The 18949-nt window shown below is 69.8% G+C and carries 15 protein-coding genes; 9 read left to right on the top strand and 6 right to left on the bottom strand.

Annotated elements, in window-relative coordinates:
* Positions 1 to 5 precede the first annotated feature (5 nt).
* Positions 6 to 2234, bottom strand: a complete 2229-nt coding sequence (locus ACN27F_RS08290) for an MMPL family transporter (RefSeq protein WP_421432122.1) — start codon at positions 2232 to 2234, stop codon at positions 6 to 8.
* 200 nt (positions 2235 to 2434) lie between these two features.
* Here ACN27F_RS08290 and ACN27F_RS08285 point away from each other — a divergent pair, with 200 nt between their 5' ends.
* Both ACN27F_RS08285 and ACN27F_RS08280 read left to right on the top strand, forming a co-directional pair.
* A complete protein-coding gene (locus tag ACN27F_RS08285; RefSeq protein ID WP_421432120.1) occupies positions 2435 to 3595 on the top strand; it encodes a sensor histidine kinase in 1161 nt (386 codons plus the stop codon).
* Positions 3592 to 4254, top strand: a complete 663-nt coding sequence (locus ACN27F_RS08280; protein WP_421432118.1) for a response regulator — start codon at positions 3592 to 3594, stop codon at positions 4252 to 4254. Before ACN27F_RS08285 ends, ACN27F_RS08280 begins: the two co-directional genes overlap by 4 nt.
* A gap of 57 nt (positions 4255 to 4311) precedes the next feature.
* Here ACN27F_RS08280 and ACN27F_RS08275 read toward each other — a convergent pair whose 3' ends face one another.
* The 4 genes from ACN27F_RS08275 to ACN27F_RS08260 all read right to left on the bottom strand — a co-directional run bounded on the left by ACN27F_RS08275 (position 4312) and on the right by ACN27F_RS08260 (position 11618).
* Positions 4312 to 5394: a hypothetical protein gene (locus ACN27F_RS08275; RefSeq protein ID WP_421432117.1), complete on the bottom strand. Its 1083-nt coding sequence runs from the start codon at positions 5392 to 5394 to the stop codon at positions 4312 to 4314.
* A 668-nt stretch (positions 5395 to 6062) separates the two neighbouring features.
* Entirely contained in the window at positions 6063 to 7685 is a 1623-nt protein-coding gene (locus ACN27F_RS08270; protein ID WP_421432115.1) for a glycoside hydrolase family 53 protein, read from the bottom strand.
* Positions 7682 to 9289, bottom strand: coding sequence for a glycoside hydrolase family 53 protein (locus tag ACN27F_RS08265; RefSeq protein WP_421432114.1), 1608 nt, complete (start codon positions 9287 to 9289; stop codon positions 7682 to 7684). Before ACN27F_RS08265 ends, ACN27F_RS08270 begins: the two co-directional genes overlap by 4 nt.
* Before the next feature lie 196 nt (positions 9290 to 9485).
* The gene (locus tag ACN27F_RS08260; RefSeq protein WP_421432112.1) at positions 9486 to 11618 is read right to left on the bottom strand and encodes a beta-galactosidase; all 2133 of its coding nucleotides are present in this window, start codon (positions 11616 to 11618) and stop codon (positions 9486 to 9488) included.
* Positions 11619 to 11801: 183 nt separating this feature from the next.
* Here ACN27F_RS08260 and ACN27F_RS08255 point away from each other — a divergent pair, with 183 nt between their 5' ends.
* From ACN27F_RS08255 to ACN27F_RS08235, 5 genes are all read left to right on the top strand, one after another.
* Positions 11802 to 13088: an ABC transporter substrate-binding protein gene (locus ACN27F_RS08255; RefSeq protein ID WP_421432110.1), complete on the top strand. Its 1287-nt coding sequence runs from the start codon at positions 11802 to 11804 to the stop codon at positions 13086 to 13088.
* The gene (locus ACN27F_RS08250; protein WP_421432108.1) at positions 13085 to 14026 is read left to right on the top strand and encodes a carbohydrate ABC transporter permease; all 942 of its coding nucleotides are present in this window, start codon (positions 13085 to 13087) and stop codon (positions 14024 to 14026) included. The genes ACN27F_RS08255 and ACN27F_RS08250 overlap by 4 nt, the downstream gene beginning before the upstream one ends.
* On the top strand, positions 14026 to 14874 hold the full coding sequence (locus ACN27F_RS08245; protein WP_421432106.1) for a carbohydrate ABC transporter permease: 849 nt from the start codon (positions 14026 to 14028) through the stop codon (positions 14872 to 14874). The genes ACN27F_RS08250 and ACN27F_RS08245 overlap by 1 nt, the downstream gene beginning before the upstream one ends.
* A 73-nt stretch (positions 14875 to 14947) precedes the next feature.
* On the top strand, positions 14948 to 15976 hold the full coding sequence (locus ACN27F_RS08240; protein ID WP_421432105.1) for a LacI family DNA-binding transcriptional regulator: 1029 nt from the start codon (positions 14948 to 14950) through the stop codon (positions 15974 to 15976).
* A gap of 57 nt (positions 15977 to 16033) precedes the next feature.
* Positions 16034 to 16873: a GNAT family N-acetyltransferase gene (locus tag ACN27F_RS08235; protein WP_421432104.1), complete on the top strand. Its 840-nt coding sequence runs from the start codon at positions 16034 to 16036 to the stop codon at positions 16871 to 16873.
* Here ACN27F_RS08235 and ACN27F_RS08230 read toward each other — a convergent pair.
* A complete protein-coding gene (locus tag ACN27F_RS08230) occupies positions 16819 to 17532 on the bottom strand; it encodes a DUF998 domain-containing protein (protein ID WP_421432102.1) in 714 nt (237 codons plus the stop codon). The two genes, ACN27F_RS08235 and ACN27F_RS08230, sit on opposite strands and share 55 nt — an antisense overlap.
* Before the next feature lie 305 nt (positions 17533 to 17837).
* Here ACN27F_RS08230 and ACN27F_RS08225 point away from each other — a divergent pair, with 305 nt between their 5' ends.
* Positions 17838 to 18641: a helix-turn-helix domain-containing protein gene (locus ACN27F_RS08225; protein ID WP_421432100.1), complete on the top strand. Its 804-nt coding sequence runs from the start codon at positions 17838 to 17840 to the stop codon at positions 18639 to 18641.
* Complete coding sequence (locus ACN27F_RS08220) at positions 18638 to 18817, top strand: DUF397 domain-containing protein (protein ID WP_421432098.1); 180 nt, start codon at positions 18638 to 18640, stop codon at positions 18815 to 18817. Before ACN27F_RS08225 ends, ACN27F_RS08220 begins: the two co-directional genes overlap by 4 nt.
* Positions 18818 to 18949 lie beyond the last annotated feature (132 nt).

The following is an 18949-nucleotide window of genomic DNA, read 5'->3' as shown; positions in this document are numbered from 1 at the left end:
CGTGCTCAGGCGGCGGGCCGAACCAGTTCGTGCTCAGGCTGGCTGTCGGGCCGGACCGGGTCCGGGAGGGCAGCGGACTCGTCGATCCCGATCCGGGCGTGCAGGCGCCGGGCCCAGGCCGGGGCCCACCAGTTCGCCGCTCCGGCGAGCCGCATCAGCGCCGGAACCAGGGCCGCCCGGATGACGAACGCGTCGACCAGCACGGCGATGGCCAGCCCGAGACCGAGCATCTTCATGAAGGTGACCCCGCTGCTGGCGAACGCGAAGAAGGTGATCGACAGGACCAACGCGGCGGCGGTCACGATCCGTCCGGTGCGGGCGAGTCCGGTCACGATCGCCCGGTGGTTGTCCCCGGTGCGGTCGTATTCCTCCTTGATCCGCGCCAGCAGGAAGACCTCGTAGTCCATCGACAGTCCGAAGGCGATCGCGAACATGAGGATCACCATCGCCGTGTCGGTCAGCCCGGTCGCCGTGAAGCCCAGCACACCGGCCAGATTGCCCTCCTGGAAGATCCACACCATGGCGCCGAACGTCGCGGTCAGGCTGAGCGTGTTGAGCAGGATCGCCTTGACCGGCACCAGCACACTGCCGAACATCAGGAACAGCAGGACGAAGGTGGCCACGGCGATCCACAGCCCGGCCCACGGGGCGAGGGAGAAGATCGCCGACTTGGTGTCGACCAGTTGCGCGGTGCTGCCTCCGACGTACACCTCGAAGGGCGGATCGAGCGCCCGTAATTCGTGGACCAGGTCCTCGGCCCGCGCCGACATCGGCGCCACCGAGGGCACCACCTCGAACCATTCGCCGTCGCCGGCGAGATAGCGCTGTGCCTGCGGCGCGGGACCGCCCACGGACCGCCCGTCGACCCACACACCACGAGCGGTCACCACCTCGGCGACGTCGTCGATCCGGGACACCTCCGCCAGGTACAGGTCCACCTCGGACGCTGCCGTCGACCCGGCGACGACGACCGGGAACGCCGCCGCACCGGAGTCGAAGTCGTCGCCCGCCCGCTCGGTGGCGACCCGGGTGGGGTCGTCACCCGGCAGCGCCCGGGCGTCCGGAGTGCCGAACTCGACGTCGAGAAACGGCGCGCCGACCAGCAGCAAAAACGCGAGCACCGCGACGGTCACCCGGCCGGGCCGGCGCAGCACCCACTCAGCGACGCGTCCCCACCGGTGGGACTCGCCGCCACCGTGCCGGGTGCCCGGCAACCGCCAGGCGTCGACCCGGTGTCCGAGCAGCTTCAGCACAGCCGGCAGGGTCACCACCGAGGCGAGCACGGCGACCAGCAGCACGCCCACCCCGGCGTAGGCGAACGAACGCAGGAAGTACATCGGGAAGACGATCAGCGCCAGCAGCGACACCGCGACGGTCACCCCGGAGAAGGCGATCGTACGGCCGGCCGACTCGACGGTGCGGATGGTGGCGTCGTCCACGCCGTGGCCCGCCGCCAACTCCTCTCGGAAGCGGGAGACCAGCAGCAACGCGTAGTCGATCGCTAGGCCGAGGCTCAACGCGGTGACCAGATTGATCGAGAACACGGAGACGTCGGTGAACCGGGACACCGACCACAGCACGAAGAACGCGCCGGACACGGCCGCGCCACCGACGACCAGCGGCAGCGCCGCCGCGACGACACCGCGGAAGACCAGGACGAGCAGCAGCATGGTGAGTGGCACGGCGATCGTCTCGGCGAGCAGCAGATCGTGCTCCAGATTGGTGCCGATGGCCTCACCGACGGCGACCGGGCCGCCGACCTCGACGGTGAGCGGGCCGCCGACGTCGGCGACCTCCTCGCGTACCCGCTCGATGGTGTCGGCCGCGGTCTGTTCGTCGCCTGCGGAGCGGGCCAGGATCAGCGCCGCGGAACCGTCGGCCGAGCGCAGCGACGGCGGCGAACCCGGGTCCCAGTACGACGTCACCTCCCGGATGCCCTCGACGGCGGCGATCCGCGCGGACAGGTCCGCGCCCGCGGCCACCGCGACCGCAGCGTCCACATCGCCACCTCGCGCCGTCGCCACCAGCAGGATGTCCGGGGTCCCGGAATCGAACTCGGCCGCGAGGATCCGTCTCGCCTGGGACGATTCGGAGCCAGGGTCCTCGAAGCCGCCGGCCAGCAGGTGATTGAAGACGCCGCTGCCGAGCAACACCGTCACGGCGAACACGATCAACGATCCGAACAGGACGAGCTTGGTGCGCCGGACCACCAGCCGGCCGATCGCGGTGAACATCATGACCTCCCCAGCGGCCCGGTCACTCCGGGCAGATACCAGAAAGGTAGAGATCAACGGGCCGTCGCGTCGTCGGAGCCGGGTGTCGATCGTGGCGCGTACCCGGGACGGAGAAGCGCCGCCAGCTCCTACCGGAGTAGGAGCTGGCGCGGCACCACGGTCGGAGCTGCTGGTGAGCGGATCCATCTATATTTCAAGGCATGCTCTCACCGCTGCGCGACCGCGACGAATTCGTCATCGGCGCGGCCATCCTCGGTACGGGTCTGGGCGTGCTGAATCTCGCCTACGCCTCCGCCTGGGGGTGGATCCCGGCGTTGCTGATTCTGCCGGCGCTGATCGTACGGGGAGTGTGGCGGTCGATGCCCGGTTGGCTGCTGCTGACCTGGGTGACCTCCCTGGCGCTGCTCGGCGAGGCGACGGCCGTCACGCAGAGCGCCTACCTGGTGGTCACCACCGCGCTCGCCGTGGTCGCGGCCGACCGCTCCCGGCTGCGGCCAGGTCAGCGGGCACGGCGACTCGACACCGTCGTGAAGGCGCTGAGCCTGGTGTCGCCGTTCGTGATCTGGATGCTCGGCACCAATCCCTGGCACCGTGGCATCGGCCCCTGGCTGTGGTCCGGAGGGCTGCTGATCGCCTGGGTGTTCGGCCACATCGTGGGCCAGCAGTGGGTGCTGATCGACGAGTTGGAACGCACCCGCACGAAGCTGGCCGAGGCCGCCGTGGCCGAGGACCGCCAACGCATCGCGCGGGAGCTGCACGACCTGGTGGGACACAGCTTCAGCGTGGTCCTGCTGCACCTGGCCGGGGCCCGGCTGGTGCTCACCTCCTCACCCGCCGCCGCGGTCGAGGCGCTGCAGCAGGCCGAGACGATGGGCCGGCGGGGGATGGACGAACTGCGTCAGGCGTTGATGCTGATGCGCCAGGGCACCCACTCGCTGGCGCCGGTCGACGCCGGTGGGGTGGAACGCCTGGTGGCCAGCTACCGCGACGCCGGCATGCAGATCGATCTCGATGTGCGCGGCGACGTCGACAGCGTGGCGGTCGCCCCCTGCATCGTGCTGCACGATGTGCTTCGCGAAGCGCTCACCAACGTCGCGAAGCACGCTCGCGCACCGGCCGCGACGATCCGGATCGGTATCGACGGTGATCACGTGGGCGTGCGGGTGGAGAGCGCACTGCGGCCGGCGGCGCCACCGGCCACGGTCGGGATGGGGCTGACCGGGCTCGAACAGCGGGTGGCCGCCATCGACGGCACCTTCCGGGCCCGGGTCGACCACGACCGCTGGCTGGTCGAGGCGACCCTGCCGCGCCGTCTCGCCGGTGTGCCGGCGGCACCCGGTCGTGCCAGGGTGCCGGCGTGATAGGTGTGCTGCTGGTCGACGACCAGCCGATGGTGCGCGCCGGCCTCGGACTGATCCTGCGCAGCCAGCCGGACATCGAGGTCGTGGGGGAGTGCAACGACGGGGACGAGGTGGTGACCGCAGTGGCCCGCTGCACACCCGACATGGTGTGCATGGACGTCCGAATGCCGGGTGTGGACGGGGTCGAGGCGACCCGCCGGCTGCGGGCGGCGGACGGACCACCGGTGTGCATCCTCACCACGTTCGGTGAAGAAGAGGTGCTGTGGTCGGCGGTCGACGCCGGTGCCGCCGGGTTCGAGCTGAAGTCCGCGACGCCGGAGAACCTGATCGAGGCGGTCCGGACGGTCGCCGCCGGCGGCACCTGGATCGACGGTTCGCTGCTCGGTCCGATTCTCGATTCGTACCGTCGGCTGACCCGCCCGGCCGGCCGGCCGGACGACCGGATCGCCTCGCTGACCGACCGAGAGCTCGATGTGCTGCGACTGATGGCGCGGGGTGCGTCGAACCAGGAGATCGCCGGTCAGCTGTTTCTGGCCGAGACCACCGTGAAGACCCACGTCGGAGCGATCTTCAGCAAGCTCGGCGCCCGGGACCGGGCGGCGGCCATCGTGTACGCCTACGACGCCGGCATCGTCCGGCCGCAGGAAGGTCGAACCTGACCGAGGTTCCTCGACGAAATCGACCTGGCCTACCGGTCGTTCAGGTGCTCAGGGCTGTCAGTCGGTGACCGGTGGGGCGGTCCGGGCCGCCTCGTCCAGCGCTGCCGCCGCGCTGGCGTACGGGTTGTAGGTGTAGCTGCGGGACAGTTCACCCGGGACGGTGAAGTACTCGACCGACAGCTTGGCCGGATCGATCGCGATCTCGCCCCGTCCGGGTAGGTCGTCTCGGTCGTCCCAGCCCCACGGGGCGTTCGCCGAGTTCGTCGAGCAGGCCCAGGTGCCCCGCCCGCAGTCGCCCGACGTGTCACCGGCGAAGGTGCCCAGGTGGGCGAAGAGGTCCGGGTTGTCGCGCTGGGCCCACAGGCCACCGGGGGCGAAGATGTCGATGAGCCGGTAACCGACGTCCCGGTCGTCTGGATGCTCCGGTGATTCGGCCATGGTCGACGGATAATAGGTAAGGCCGTCGCCGATGATCCGGTACTGCGGGTGGGCCTTGAGCCCGTGGCCTTTCGCCTCCTGGGCAGTCACCGGACGCAGGACCGAGTCACGCGGCGAGGACTGCAGCTGCAGTGTTCCGTCGATCGTCTCCCGTCCGTCCGACCAGGTGCTGCCGGTCGGCACGTACGAGTAGAAGTCGCTGTGTGCGACGGTGACCGCGGCGCGTAGCACCCCGTACGTCGAGCCGTCCCGTTCAACTGCGAGCAGCACGCCCTCCCCGTCGTTCTCGTGCTCCGTTTCGAACAGCGGGTGATCGATCCAGTCCCGGGGGTGAAAGAAGAAGTACGTGATGAACCAGTGGGTGCTGGTTTCCAGGACGGTGTAGTAGGCGTGCGCTTCGACGGAAACCCCTGGATACGCGGCGTTGTCCCAGTTGTTGCGTCCGTTGAGATCGCCGTCGAAGTCGATGCGGGTGAGGTAGTCGGACCGTCCGGCCAGGGCGTGACTGCCGGTGACGTCGACGTCCTGATGGTGGATCGGCGCCCAGCGCAGGGCGAGCTCCGCCCGGCTCACCACCGCCTGGGCCGGCGTGGACGCCGCCATCGCCAGGGTCAGCCCGGCGGTGGCGGTGAGTACGGCGGTGAGCAGAAAAGCCGTCCGTCGGCGGCCGGGACGGAGGTGACTGCTGCCGATGCCGGACATACCTGCTCCCCGAGGGCTGAACGACCATAGATGGATCAGAATATATGGCCGAGTGGGTGGTCGGGTGTCCAGTAGCCGAAGAGCGAGCGTCCGGTTGGCTTGGTCCGCGTCGGGCTACGCTTTGGCTGAATTTCGACAATCCGCTGTTCACCACGAAGCTCAACGCGCCGTACGGCGTGAACCTCATGGCCAACACATCGGTTCTCACGCTGGCTGTTCCATGCGCGCCACTCACGCTGCTCGCCGGCCCGCACGTCACGGTGGCGTCGATCGTGTCGCTCGCCCTCTTCGGCCATATTCCCCGCGACGGCGTCGTCTTGCCGGTACCGCCCGGCTGGGACACGGCGCTGACCGCGATGCGCTGGCAGACCGTCACGAAGCACGACTTCGCCACCTTCGGCGGGTACTTTCTCGCCCCGGATCCGAACGACCCCGACCGGCGCGCGGTGTTCGGCGCGTCGTTGCCCCCGGCGGCCCGGCTCCTCGCCCAGGTGGGGCAGACCGGCCGAATTCCCGAGATCGGCGAGGCGCAGCGGGTTCAGACCCGTGCGGACCTGGCGTTGGTGAACGCGACGGTCCTGGTGCTTGAGGCAGATCATGAGCGCGCCGAGGAGTTGCGCGCCACGGTCGACCTGCTGGTAGGCCCGGCCCGGCCGAGGACGGCCAGGTCAGACCTGGCCGAAGACGGCCAGCGCAGGCAACGCCCGGCCGGAGTAGTCGAAGACCGCCTGGTTCTCCCAGCCGTTGCCGGACGACGGGTCGTCCGGGTCCCAACCACCGCCGGCAACCGCGGTCCAGGCCGGCTCCCAGTAGAAGACACCGAGGCCGCGCCCGTTCGGCACCGCTTTCACCGCGTCGAACACCGCGCGTAGGGCGTCGGCCTGGCCCTGCGGCGTCGCCGGGTAACCGCCGGCCGAGGCCAGCGACGCGTTGAAGATGTTCGGTTCGTGGTCGTTCTGCGCGGTGGTGAACCCGTACGCGGTCTCCGCCACCACGACCGGCCGCTGGTAGCGCGACGCCAGGTCGTTGATGTTGGTGCGCAGGCTGGCGATCGAGCCGTGCCAGTAGAGGTAGTGCGACACCCCGATCACGTCGAACGGCACCCCACGCGAGGTGGCCTGGTCGAACCACCAGCGGTGCTGGCTGTTGTTGCCGCCCTCGGCCAGATGCAGCATCACCTGCGTGTCGGCGTCGACCGCCTTGACCGCCTGCGCCCCGGCGGTCAGGAACATCGCCAGGTTGCCCCAGTTGTTGCTGCGTCCCTCCGGCCAGAGCATGCCGTCGTTGACCTCGTTGCCGACCTGCACCATGTCTGCCGTGGTGCCCTGCGCCTGCAACGCGCTCAGCACGTCGTACGTGTGGTTGTAGACGGCGTCGCGCAGTTGGTTGACACTGTAGTTCTGCCAGGCCCGGGGCTTGTACTGCTTGCCCGGGTCGGCCCAGGTGTCGGAGTAGTGGAAGTCGACGAGCAGCCGCATCCCCTGCGCCTTGGCCCGGCTGGCCATGGTCAGCACCCGGGCTTTGTTGTTGTAGCCGTCGGTCGGATTGACCCAAACCTTCAGCCGGGCGTAGTCGACGCCGGACGAGCGCAGCAGCTGGACCGCGTCCCGCTGGTTGCCGGCCGCGTCCCGGTAGACCGCACCCCGGTCCTCGTTCTTGGCCAGGGTGGAGAAGTCGGCGCCGACGATGAAGCCGCCCGGGGAGCCCGGATCGCCGGGGTCGGTCGACCCGCCGGTGAACTCGACGTCGTCCACGTTGATCCAGTTCCCGGCCCGGGCGTCGGAGACGATGCTCACCGTGCACTGCCCGTTGGTCACGGCCGTGGAGACCGAGATCTGCGTCCAGGTGCCGGTGGCGGGGATGGCCACCCGGGCCTCGTTGCCACCGCAGTTGCGTAGCGCCAGGTAGGTCTCGTACTGCCCGCCGCCCGAGCGGACCCAGGCCCGCGCCGTGTACGTGCCGTTGGCCAGTCCGGACAGGTACTGGTAGGTCTCGACCCGGTAGGTGCCCGACGCCCAGTGCGACAGTCGGTAGTTGCCGGAGCGCCCGCCCCACTCGGTGTAGCTGGCGCTGGTCTGCCCGGTCGACGAGTACTCCGACCAACCGGCCGGCGTCTGGGTGGCACCGTTCGTCTCGAATCCGGTGTTGGCCAGCGTCGTGGCGGCGTAGGCGGCGGTGCCGGTACCGCCGGCCAGGCCGCCGCCGAACGCCGCCGCGCCGGTCGCGGCCACCGTGACCAGCGCGAGCGCCGCGCGGGCCAGGAAGCCCCGGGTACGGTTGTCCACGGTCATCGCGTGCCTCCTGCGTGTCCCTTGTGCTGCGCCACCATCTCGTCGAAGACCCGCAGAGCGGGCAGTGCGGTGCCGGAGTAGTCGAAGACCGCCTGGTTCTCCCAGCCGTCCCCGGAGGCCGGGTCGGCCGGATCCCAGCCGGCGCCGTCCACCGCGATCCAGGTCGGCTCCCAGTAGAAGACGCCGAGCCCTTGGCCGTTCGGCACGGCGGCGATTACGTTGATGATGTCGCGCAACGCCTCGACCTGGCCCTGCGGCGTCGCCGGGTACCCGGCTTCGGCCTGCAGGTCGGCGTCGAAGATGTTGGCTTCGTGGTCGTTCTCATCGAGGGTGAAGCCGTACGCGGTCTCCACCACCATGATCGGCCTGCCATAGCGGGCGGTCAGGTCGAACAGGTTGGCCTGCAGATAGCCCAGCGGCCCGTGCCAGTAGGTGTAGTGCGACACGGCGATGACGTCGAACGGCACCCCGTACGACACGGCGTTGTCGAACCACCAGCGGTGCCCGCCGTTGTTGCCGCCCTCGGCCAGGTGCAGCGCCACCTTGCTGCGCGGCGACGCGTCGGTGACCGCGGTGGAGCCGGCGCTGAGCAGGGCGGCCAGACCGGCCCAGTCGTCCCAGCGGCCGTCGGGCCACAGCATTCCGCCGTTGATCTCGTTGCCGATCTGGACCATCTCCGGCGGTGTACCTTGCCGACGCAGCGCGGAGACCACGTCGTACGTGTGGTCGTAGACGGCCTGACGCAGGTCGTCGAAGGACAGGTCGGCCCAGGCGGCTGGTTTGTACTGCTTGCCCGGGTCGGCCCAGGTGTCGGAGTAGTGGAAGTCGATCAGCAGCTTCATGCCCTGCGCCGTGGCCCGGCGAGCCTTGACGAGTACGTCGGACTTGTCGCTGAACCCGTCGGCCGGGTCCACCCAGACCTTGAGCCGGGCGTGGTTGACGCCGTTGTCGGCGAGGATCCGCAGCGCGTCGCCCCGACGACCACGGGCGTCGCGGTAGACCGCGCCGTGCGCCTCGTTCTTGGTCAGGTGCGACACGTCGGCTCCGCCGATCGCCACCGGCAGCCCGTCGAGGCCGTGCGAGCGGACGAAGCTGACGTCGTCGAAATTGGCCCACTGGCCGGCGTCGGCCTCGGAGACCAGGCTGATGGTGCACCGGCCAGCGGTGACCCGGACACGCAGCACCAACTCGACCCACCACTCGTCGCCGGTGCGGGGCAGGTCGACCCGGTGCACCGGGCCGCGCCCGCAGTCGGACAACCCGAGGTACGCCGAGCGCTGCCCGCCGCTGGAGCGCACCGCGGCCCGCAGCGTGTACGTGCCGTGGGCGAGCCCGGTCAGCTGCTGCTGGGTTCGCACCCGGTACGCGGCGGCAGACCAGTGGGTCAGCCGCCGCTGACCGGCGCGTCCGCCGGCTTCGACGTAACTCGCGTCCCGGTCGCCGGTCTCGGTCCAGCCGTCGGGGGTGGCCGGGTCGGTGGCGGTCTCGAAGCCGGCGTTGACCACCTGCGGCGCCGGTCGGCCGGCGGACGACGCCGCGGGGGAGAGGATCACGATGGCGGTCGTCAGCGCGACCGCGGCGGACAGGGATCTTCGGATGCGCATGGCTGCGCCCCTCCTCGGTGGAGACGGAACTGGGCGCCGGCGGCATTCGGCCTGTGCCGTGGCGTGGAGTGGCTCGTCGCCCGCCGCGACGAGCAGACTGGGAGCGCTTACAGCCGCAGAGATCGGCTCTGTGCTGCTAACACAACCGAATCATGATCGTCATAGCAAGGCAACACTGTGAGCGCTCACGGAATCATCACCGTCCATCCGTGTCAAGTGGCACCGCCTGCCCCAGTCGCACCACGCATACCCCACCGGCCGGGACCGTGACTGAGTCGGTGCAGGTCAGACCGGTGATCAGATCAGTACCGGCGGCCGGCACGCCGGCGTCGACTCCACTGTGGTTGATAGCGATCAGGTAGTCGGCCGTCGGGCCGGTCCGGCGGACCAGCTCCACCCCGTCGGGGACACCGGGCGGCGCGGCCGCTGGCGGGACGATACCGGCGTCGGCGTAGACCCGGGCCAGGATCGGGGCCAGCGCGGCGGCGTCCAGGCGGGTGGACACGTACCAGGCGGTGCCGGCGCCGAACCGGTGCCGGGTGACCGCCGGCCGCCCGGCCGCCGGTCCGTCGACGTAGCGCAGTACCGCCTCGGCCCCGGCCAGTTCGACCACCTCGGCCCAGACGTCACCGGTCACGCCGGCGTCCAGCCCGACCGTCTCGCCCTGGCGCAGCGGCAGGAACTCGTCCACCGTCAGCCCGAGCAATTCGCGCAACGCACCCGGATACGGACCTGCGTGGACGGTGTCGGTCGCGTCCACGATGCCGGAGAAGTACGACACCAGCACGGTCCCGCCGTCGGCGACGTACCGCCGCAGGTTCTTTGCCGCGCCCGGCGTGGTCAGGTACAGGCTGGGCACCACGACCAGCGGATAGTCGTCCAGCGGCTGCTCCGCCTCGGCGAAGTCCACGGTCAACCGGTCCCGCCACAGCCGCTCGTAGTAGGCCTCGACCCGGTCGCGGTAGTCCAGGTCCTGCGACGGGCGCCAGTCCAGCTCAAGCGCCCACCAGGATGGCCAGTCCCACACCAACGCGGCGTCGGCGACCACCGCCGTACCGCGCAGTTCGTCGAGGCGGGGCAACACGTCGGCACCCAGCTGCAGCACCTCCCGCCAGATCCGGGTGCCGGTGCCGCCGTGCGGCAGCATCGCCGAGTGGAACTTCTCCGCCCCGAACCGGGCCGCCCGCCACTGGAAGAACAGCACCGACTCGGCACCGCGGGCGACGTGCGTCAGACTGTTGCGGGCCAGCTCGCCGGGACGCTTGGCGATGTTGCGGGGCTGCCAGTTGACCGCGCCGGTGGAGTGCTCCATCAACAGCCACGGCCGCCCGCCGGCGATCGACCGGGTCAGGTCGGCGCACATGGCCAACTCGATGTGGTTGTCCGCCCGCTCGGCCTGCAGGTAGTGGTCGTTGGCGACCACGTCGACCTCGCCGGCCCACCGCCAGTAGTCCAGCGTCTTGCAGTTGGCCAGCATGAAGTTGGTGGTGACCGGGACGTCCGGGGTGTGCCGGCGCAGGATGTCGCGCTCGCGGCGGAAGTTGGCCAGGTGCGTGTCGGCGGAGAACCGCAGGAAGTCCAGCTGCTGGGCCGGGTTGACCGCGGTCGGTGCGGCGATCGGCGGCTCGATCTCGGCCCAGTCGCCGTAGCGTTGCCCCCAGAAACTGGTGCCCCAGGCGGTGTTCAGCGCGGCCAGGTCGTCGCCGTGGCGCTCGCGCAGCCAACGGCGGAACGCCTCGGCCGATGTCGCGCAGTAGCACAGCGCGTTGACTCCGCCGTACTCGTTGTGCACGTGCCACAGCGCCAACGCCGGATGGCAGGCGTAGCGGGCCGCGATCGCCTCGGTGATCCGGGTCGCCGCCTGAGCATAAGCCGGTGAGCTGGGGCAGAACGACTGGCGGGCGCCGCCGCCGAGTACCGCGCCGGTGCGGTCGACCAGCCGGGCCTGCGGGTGCGCCCGGCGGAACCAGGCCGGCGGTACGGCGGTCGGGGTAGCCAGGTCGACCGCGATCCCACCGCCGTGCAGCAGTTCGAGCACCCGGTCCAGCCAGCCGAAGTCGAACTCTCCGGCAGCGGGCTCGAGCAGCGCCCAGGAGAAGATCCCGACGCTGACCAGGTTGACCCCGGCGGCGCGCATCAACGCCACGTCCTCGGCCCAGACCTCGGCCGGCCACTGTTCGGGGTTGTAGTCCCCGCCGTACGCCAGCCGGTCGAGTCGAGGGATAGGCGGCCGGCGATCCGTGCCGGGGCCGGGTCGGGCCAGGTGAGCTGTCCCGACCTGCGGTACGGCGGCCGTAGTGGATCCCGCAGTGGGCGATGCCTGCACCATGTGACGCTCCGAAACTGTACGCGCTCCCAACAAGGTAACGGCATGATTGCACATGGTCTAGCAGCAAGGTTAGACCTAATGTGGGCCTTGACACAGGTGAACAGCGCACCAAGACTGTGAGCGCTCACAGATGTTTCCTCCCGATCACCATCCGATGACACGGGCGAAAGATGAGAGGTTGAGATGAGACGCTCCGTCGGCGCGAAGATAGTGGTCACCGCCCTCGCCGCCAGCCTGGTCGCCGCCTGCGGCTCCGATCCCGGTGACGAAGGCCCGGTCGAGCTGACCTTCTGGTCCTGGGCGCCCAACATCGAGAAGGTCGTCGACGCGTGGAACGCCGACAACCCGGACGTCCAGGTCACTCTCAGCAAGCAGGCCGGCGGCGGTGACATCGTCACCAAGCTGCTCACCGCCAACCAGGCCGGCAACCCGCCGGATCTCGCCCAGGTCGAGTACCAGTCGCTGCCCACCCTGGTCAGCAACGACGTCCTCGCCGACCTCACCGGCCTCACCGACGGCGTCGCCGACAGCTTTGCCGACGGTGTCTGGCAGCAGGTCACCCTCGGCACCGACGCGGTCTACGCCATCCCACAGGACGCCGGGCCGATGATGCTGTACTACCGGGCCGACCTGTTCGACGAGTACGGCCTCGCTGTCCCCACCACCTGGGAAGAGTTCGCCCAGACCGCCCGGGACCTGCGGGCGCGGACCACCGACCACTACCTGACCACCTTCTCCGCCAACGACCCGGGCTGGTTCGCCGGTCTGGCCCAGCAGGCCGGTGCGTCGTGGTGGGCGATCGAAGGGGAGACGTGGCGGGTCACCGTCAACGACGCCGCCACCACCCGGGTCGCCGACTACTGGGGCGGCCTGGTCGACGAAGGTGTCGTCAACGACCAGCCGATGTACACCCCGGAGTGGAACCAGGCGCTCAACGACGGCACCCTGCTCGCCTGGCCGAGCGCCATCTGGGGCCCGGGCGTGCTCGCCGGCAACGCCCCGGACACCGAAGGGCTGTGGGAGATGGCGCCGCTGCCGCAGTGGAGCGCCGGAGCCAACGTCACCGGCAACTGGGGCGGATCCTCGACCGGAGTCACCGACAAGTCGGCCCACAAGGAAGCCGCCGTCGAGTTCGCCACCTGGATGAACACCGACCCCGCCGCCACCGAGCTGCTGATCCGCGAGTCCGCCATCTACCCGGCGGCCCGCGACGCGCAGACCGGCCCGGCGCTGGCCGACCCTCCGGCGTTCTTCGCCAACCAGCCCGACTTCTACCCCCTCGCCCAGCAGATCGCCGACACCGCCGCCGGGTTCACCTGGGGCCCCAACGTCAACGTCACGTACCAGACCTACATGGACTCGTTCGCCGCGGCGATCACCGACGGCACCCCGTTCGCCGACGCGGTCGACGCCATGCAGGAGGCAACGGTCGGCGACATGCGCAGCAACGGCTTCTCGGTAGCGCAATGACGATGCCGTCGGCCACCCGCGTACGTCACGGTGGCCGCCGAGGAAGGCGTACGGCGGTGCCGTACGCCTTCCTCACCCCGGCGGTGACCCTGTTCGTGCTGACCTTTCTGCTGCCCATCGGGTACGCGGTCTACCTGAGCCTGCGCAAGGCGCGGGTTTCCGGCCTCGGGCTGGGCCGAGGCTCGCGTACCGAGGTCTTCGCTGGCCTGGCGAACTACCGCACCGCGCTCGGCGACCCGGATCTGCTCACCGGTGCGCTGCGGGTGTTCGGCTACGGCGCCCTGCTGGTGCCGGTGATGCTCGGGCTGGCGCTGCTGTTCGCGCTGCTGCTGGACCGGCCCCGGGTCGGTCTGCAGAGGTTCAGCCGGATCGCGATCTTCCTGCCGTACGCGGTCCCGGCGGTGATCGCCAGTCTGCTCTGGGGATTCCTCTACCTGCCGGCCACCAGCCCGCTGAACTACCTGCTGGAGCGGCTCGGTGGGCCCGAGCCCAACCTGCTCGGCACCGGCACGGTCTTCTACGCGGTGGTCAACATCGCGCTCTGGGGTGGCGTCGGGTTCAACATGATCGTGCTGTTCACCGCGCTGCGGGCGATCCCACCGGAGTTGTACGAGTCGGCCCGCATCGACGGATGCTCCGAGTTGCAGATCGCCTGGCGGATCAAGATCCCGTTGCTCACGCCGGCGTTGGTGATGACCACGGTGTTCACCATGATCGCCACGCTGCAGGTGTTCAGCGAGCCGATGACGCTGCGCCCGCTGACCAACTCGATCTCGTCGACCTGGACCCCGTTGATGAAGATCTACCGGGACGCGTTCGCCACCGACGACCGGTATGCCGCCGCCGCCACCTCGGTGGTCGTCGCCCTGGTCACCCTGGTGCTCTCGTTCGGCTTTCTGCGGCTGGTGCAGGACCGGGCCTTCGGACAGGAGCGGTGATGGGTCGCCGCGATCACCGGCGACGCCCGCAACTGGTCCCCACCGTCGTGCTGCTCGTCGGCGCCCTCTACTGCCTGCTGCCGGTGGCCTGGGTACTGGTCGCGGCGACCAAGAGCGGCTCGACGCTGTTCACCACGTTCACCTTCGCGCCCAGCGATTCGCTGCTGGACAACATCGCCGAGCTGTCCGCGTACCGCGACGGGCAGTTCTGGCGGTGGATGGCCAACACCGCCCTGTACGCCGGGGTCGGTGCGCTGCTGTCCGCGGCGCTGTCCGGGATCAGCGGCTACACCCTGGCCAAGTACCGGTTCGTCGGCCGGTCGGCGATATTCAACATGCTGCTCGCCGGGGTACTGGTGCCCGGGGTGATCCTCGCCGTGCCGCAGTACCTGCTGCTGGCCAAGGTGGGGCTGGCCGACACCTACTGGTCGGTGCTGCTGCCCAGCATCGTCAGCCCGTACGGCATATACCTGGCCCGGATCTACGCCGCCGCCGCGGTGCCGGACACGGTGATCGAGGCGGCCCGCACCGACGGTGCCGGCGAATTGCGCATCTTCCGGCAGGTGGCGGTGCCGATGATGGTCCCTGGCCTGATCACGGTGTTCCTGTTCCAGTTCGTCGCGATCTGGAACAACTTCCTGCTGCCGTTCATCATGCTCGCCGACGACGACAAGTTCCCGGTCACCCTCGGTTTGTACACCTTGCTGAACCAGGGTTCCACCACGCCGGCCCTGTACAGTTTGGTGATCACCGGGTCGCTGTTGTCGATCATCCCGTTGGTGGCGCTATTCCTCTCCCTGCAGCGGTACTGGCGGATCGACCTGCTGTCCGGATCGATCAAGGCGTGACCCGCGATCCGGCATCGCGAAACAGCTGATCAGCCGCGTGATCACGCACCGGGGGAAGAGAGAGAATGTGACCGTGGCCGGACCTGAGAAGAACCGGGCCCGCCCCGCGCGGGCCCGTCCGACGATGGACGACGTCGCCGCGGTGGCCGGTGTCTCCCGGGGCACGGTCTCCCGCTGGCTCAACGGCGGGCACAACGTCAGCGGTCCGGCGTCGGAGGCCGTCGAGCGGGCCGTCCGCAAGACCGGGTACGTGGTCAACCAGCATGCCCGTAGCCTGGTCACCCAGCGGTCGGACTCGGTGGCGTTCATCCTGTCCGAGCCACAGGACCGCCTCTTCGAGGATCCCAACTTCAACGCGCTGCTGCGCGGCTGCACCCAGTCGCTCGCCGAACGGGACATCACCCTGCTGCTGACCATCGCCGGTACGACCGAGGACCGTAAACGGGTCGGCCGCTACGTCACCGCCGGCCACGTCGATGGCGCGCTGCTGGTCTCCACCCACGCCGGCAGCCCGCTGATCGACGAGCTGAAGGCCCGCGGGCTGCCGTTCGTGGTCTGTGGCAAGCCACTGGGTCACGAACGCGACGTCAGCTACGTCGCCGCCGACGACCGCGACGGGGCCCGGCAGATGGTCAGCTACCTGCGCTCGCGCGGGCACCGGACGATCGCCACCATCACCGGCCCGTTGGACACTCCAGGCGGGGTGGAGCGGCTGGCCGGCTTCCACGATGTGCTCGGTGACACCGATTCCCGGCTGGTCGTCACCGGCGACTACACCCGGGCCGGGGGAGAGGCGGCGATGGAACAGCTGTTGCGGCAGGCTCCTGACCTGGACGCCGTCTTCGTCAGCTCCGACCTGATGGCCGCCGGTGCGATCGCCACCCTGCACCGAGCCGGCCGGCGGGTGCCCGACGACGTGGCGGTCGGCGGTTTCGACGACTCCGAGGTCGCCACCGCCTCGCTGCCGCAACTGACCACCATCCGACAACCGCTTGGCCGGATCAGCGCCGAGATGGTCCGGCTGCTGCTCGGCCACCTGAGCGGCGACTCGCATGCCGCGGTCATTCTCCCCACCGAGTTGGTGGTCCGCGGCTCCGCCTGAGCAGGTGTCGGCGGAACGGGTCTGCCGGGCGTGGTCGGATCTGGCAGGCTTGTAGCTGTGCTGACGACGCCGGTACGCCAGCTCGGCGAGACCGAGCGCGGTGCGGTGGAGCGGATCCTCGACCTCGATCCCTTTGCCGCGCCACAGGTGGCTGAGCGGGTTTCCGCCCACGGACTCGCCTGGTGGCGTTCTGACGGCCGGATCTTCGGTTACGGCCCGCGCCGGCAACTGGAGTCGCTGTGCTGGCTCGGCGGTCACCTGACCCCGGTACAGGCGTCCGCGGCGGCGGTCGCCGCGTTCGCCGAACGGCTCGCCATCGAGGAACGCACCTGCGTGTCGATCGTGGGTCGGGCCGAAGCGGTGCTCGGCCTGTGGGACCGGCTCGCCTATCACTGGGGGCCGGCCCGGGACGTCCGCACCGAGCAGCCGCTGCTGGTCGCCGACCGGCCGCCAGCGGTGCCGGCCGACCCCGGGGTACGCCTGGTCCGCCTCGACGAGGTCGACGCACTGTTTCCGGCCGCTGTCGCGATGTACACCGAGGAGGTCGGCATCTCCCCGGTCGCCGACGACGCCGGTCGAGGCTACCGTCGGCGGATCGCCGAGTTGGTGCGCGCGCGTCGCGCGTACGCCCGGATCGTCGACGGCACCGTCGTGTTCAAAGCCGAACTGGCCGTCGTCACCCGGCATACCGCGCAGATCCAAGGTGTCTGGGTCGACCCCAGGTGGCGGGGACGAGGACTGGCCACCCCGGCGATGGCGGCGGTGGTCCGCGACGCGTTGCGCCGGGTGGCGCCGACGGTGAGCCTGTACGTCAACGACTACAATGCACCGGCCCGGCAGGTCTACCGCCGGTGTGGCTTCCGTAGCGTCGGCTCCTTCGCCACCGTACTGTTCTGAACGGGATCGCGGTGTTGGGCGAAGCCGCAGGCTATGCGGACTCCGCTGACCAGGCACCACACGGTGATCACCAGCAGCAGCAGGCGCTCCAGCACGCCGACCAGCAGACCGCCGCCGATCAGCAACATCGCCAGCCCGATCGCGCCGGACACCGGCAGCGCGGTGACGGCGGACACGAAGGCCAGCCGGCGCAGCGCACGGGGCGATACCGGTGACCACCAGATGGCGACCATCGCGAAGACGCAGCAGGCGACCGCGACGATGCTTGCCCCGCCATGTATCAGGTCGGATGCGGTGACCGGATCATGCGGCGGCAAGGGACAGCCGGCGCGACAGGGCACCGCCGCCGACACGGTGGCCGCCGAGCCGGCGGTGACCAGTAGCCAGGCGGCTGCGCGGACCGGTCGCAGCGCCCCGGCGAGCAGCAGCAGACTCACCGCCAGAGCGACGACGCCCGACCGGTAGACCAGCGGGTAGCCACCGTCGCCGACGCCCGACTCGCTGACGTACCCGCTCAGTGGCGAACCGGCACCGACGACTACGGCGACCGTCACCGCGGCGGCCCCGGTCACCGACCCGGCGGCTGCCGCGGCGGCCAACCAACCGGTACGACGCATCCGGCCATGACGCACCCGACCACCGTGCCACGTCCGTGCCACGTCGCTCCGTGCCATCCTGGTCCGCGCCAATTCGATCATTCTATTCCGTCCGCCATCTTCTCGATCCAGAACCAGTACCGAGCGCCCGCACCTGCATTTGCATCTGCACCGGATCGCACCGACCGGGGCAGCCTGGTGATGGTCCGGCACCTCGGTCGCCGGACATTTGCCGATCTCCGGTGCGGAGAATCAATGCGTATAGTTGCCAACTCCACCCTGGACGCCTGCCGGTGATCCGTGGAAGATGGGCGGGCGGCGATCCGCCCCACCTACCTGCGACTCACCTGTACCGAGAGGTGTGGAACGTGAACACCCTTCCGGAAACTCTCCGGCGGCTACGCAACGAGCGTTCCGTCACGCAGGAGCAGGTCGGCGAGGCGATCCTGGTCTCCGGCTCGCTGATCGCGGCATTCGAGCAGGGCCGGCTCGTGCCACAGTCCGACACCGCCCGGCGATTGGACGAGTTCCTCGGTTCAGGAAAGCGCATCCAGCAACTGGCCGCCGAGGCGGCCGAGGCCCGCGAACAGGCACGGGAGCGGCGCCGGCTGGCCCAGGCGGCCTGGTTCCGTCCGTGGACCCAACTCGAGGAATCCGCCACCACGTTGCGGTACTACGAACTTGGTGTCATTCCCGGGCTGTTGCAGACCGAGGACTACGCCCGCTCGGTGCTGGACAGCGGGCTGCGCGGCGCACGCGAGATCGAGGAGCAGCTTGCCGTCCGGATGGAGCGTCAGGCGGTCGTCCTCGACCGCGAGGATCCACCGGTCTGCGTGTTCATGATGGACATCGGCGCCGTCCGTTCGGCCCACCCGACGATCGCGAAGGCCCAACTGGAACGGCTGTTGGCGGAGTCCGAGCGGTACCGGACGTTCGTGCACGTCGTGCCGGACGGGGTCGGCATGCATCCCGGTCGGTCGGTATCTTTCGCGCTCGCCTCGCTCGACAACGGTGGCCTCGCCGGGTATGTGGAGGATCTATTCGAGGGTCGGGTCATCACCGACTCGCCCCGGGTGACCGGCCTCGACCGGGCATGGCACTCGATCAACGCGCTGGCCCTGAACGTCTTCCAGACCCGGGACCTGATCCGGGGGATGGTGAGGGCGCTGTGACCGAGCCGAACTGGCGTACCGCCAGGCGTTCGAACGCCTCGGGTGGCAACTGCGTCGAGGTCGCCGACAACCTTCCAGGGCTGGTGTTGGTCCGTGACTCCAAGGACCGCCCCGGGGCCACCCTCATCTTCGACCCGGCCGCCTGGTCGGCATTCGTCGTCGCCGTCAAGCACTGATCACGCGGCTTGCCGCTACCCGTGGCCGACCACTCTGCCAGCCAAGTCGGGCCAGACACGGCGAATCATCGAGGCTAGTCCCTGGATGGCGTACGATGGAAATCGGTTGCCGATCGTGTTACGCCATAGGGG

The sequence above is a fragment of the Solwaraspora sp. WMMB335 genome, from assembly GCF_049179075.1.
GTDB lineage: Bacteria > Actinomycetota > Actinomycetes > Mycobacteriales > Micromonosporaceae > Micromonospora_E.
This window is presented reverse-complemented; position numbering and strand designations above follow the sequence as displayed.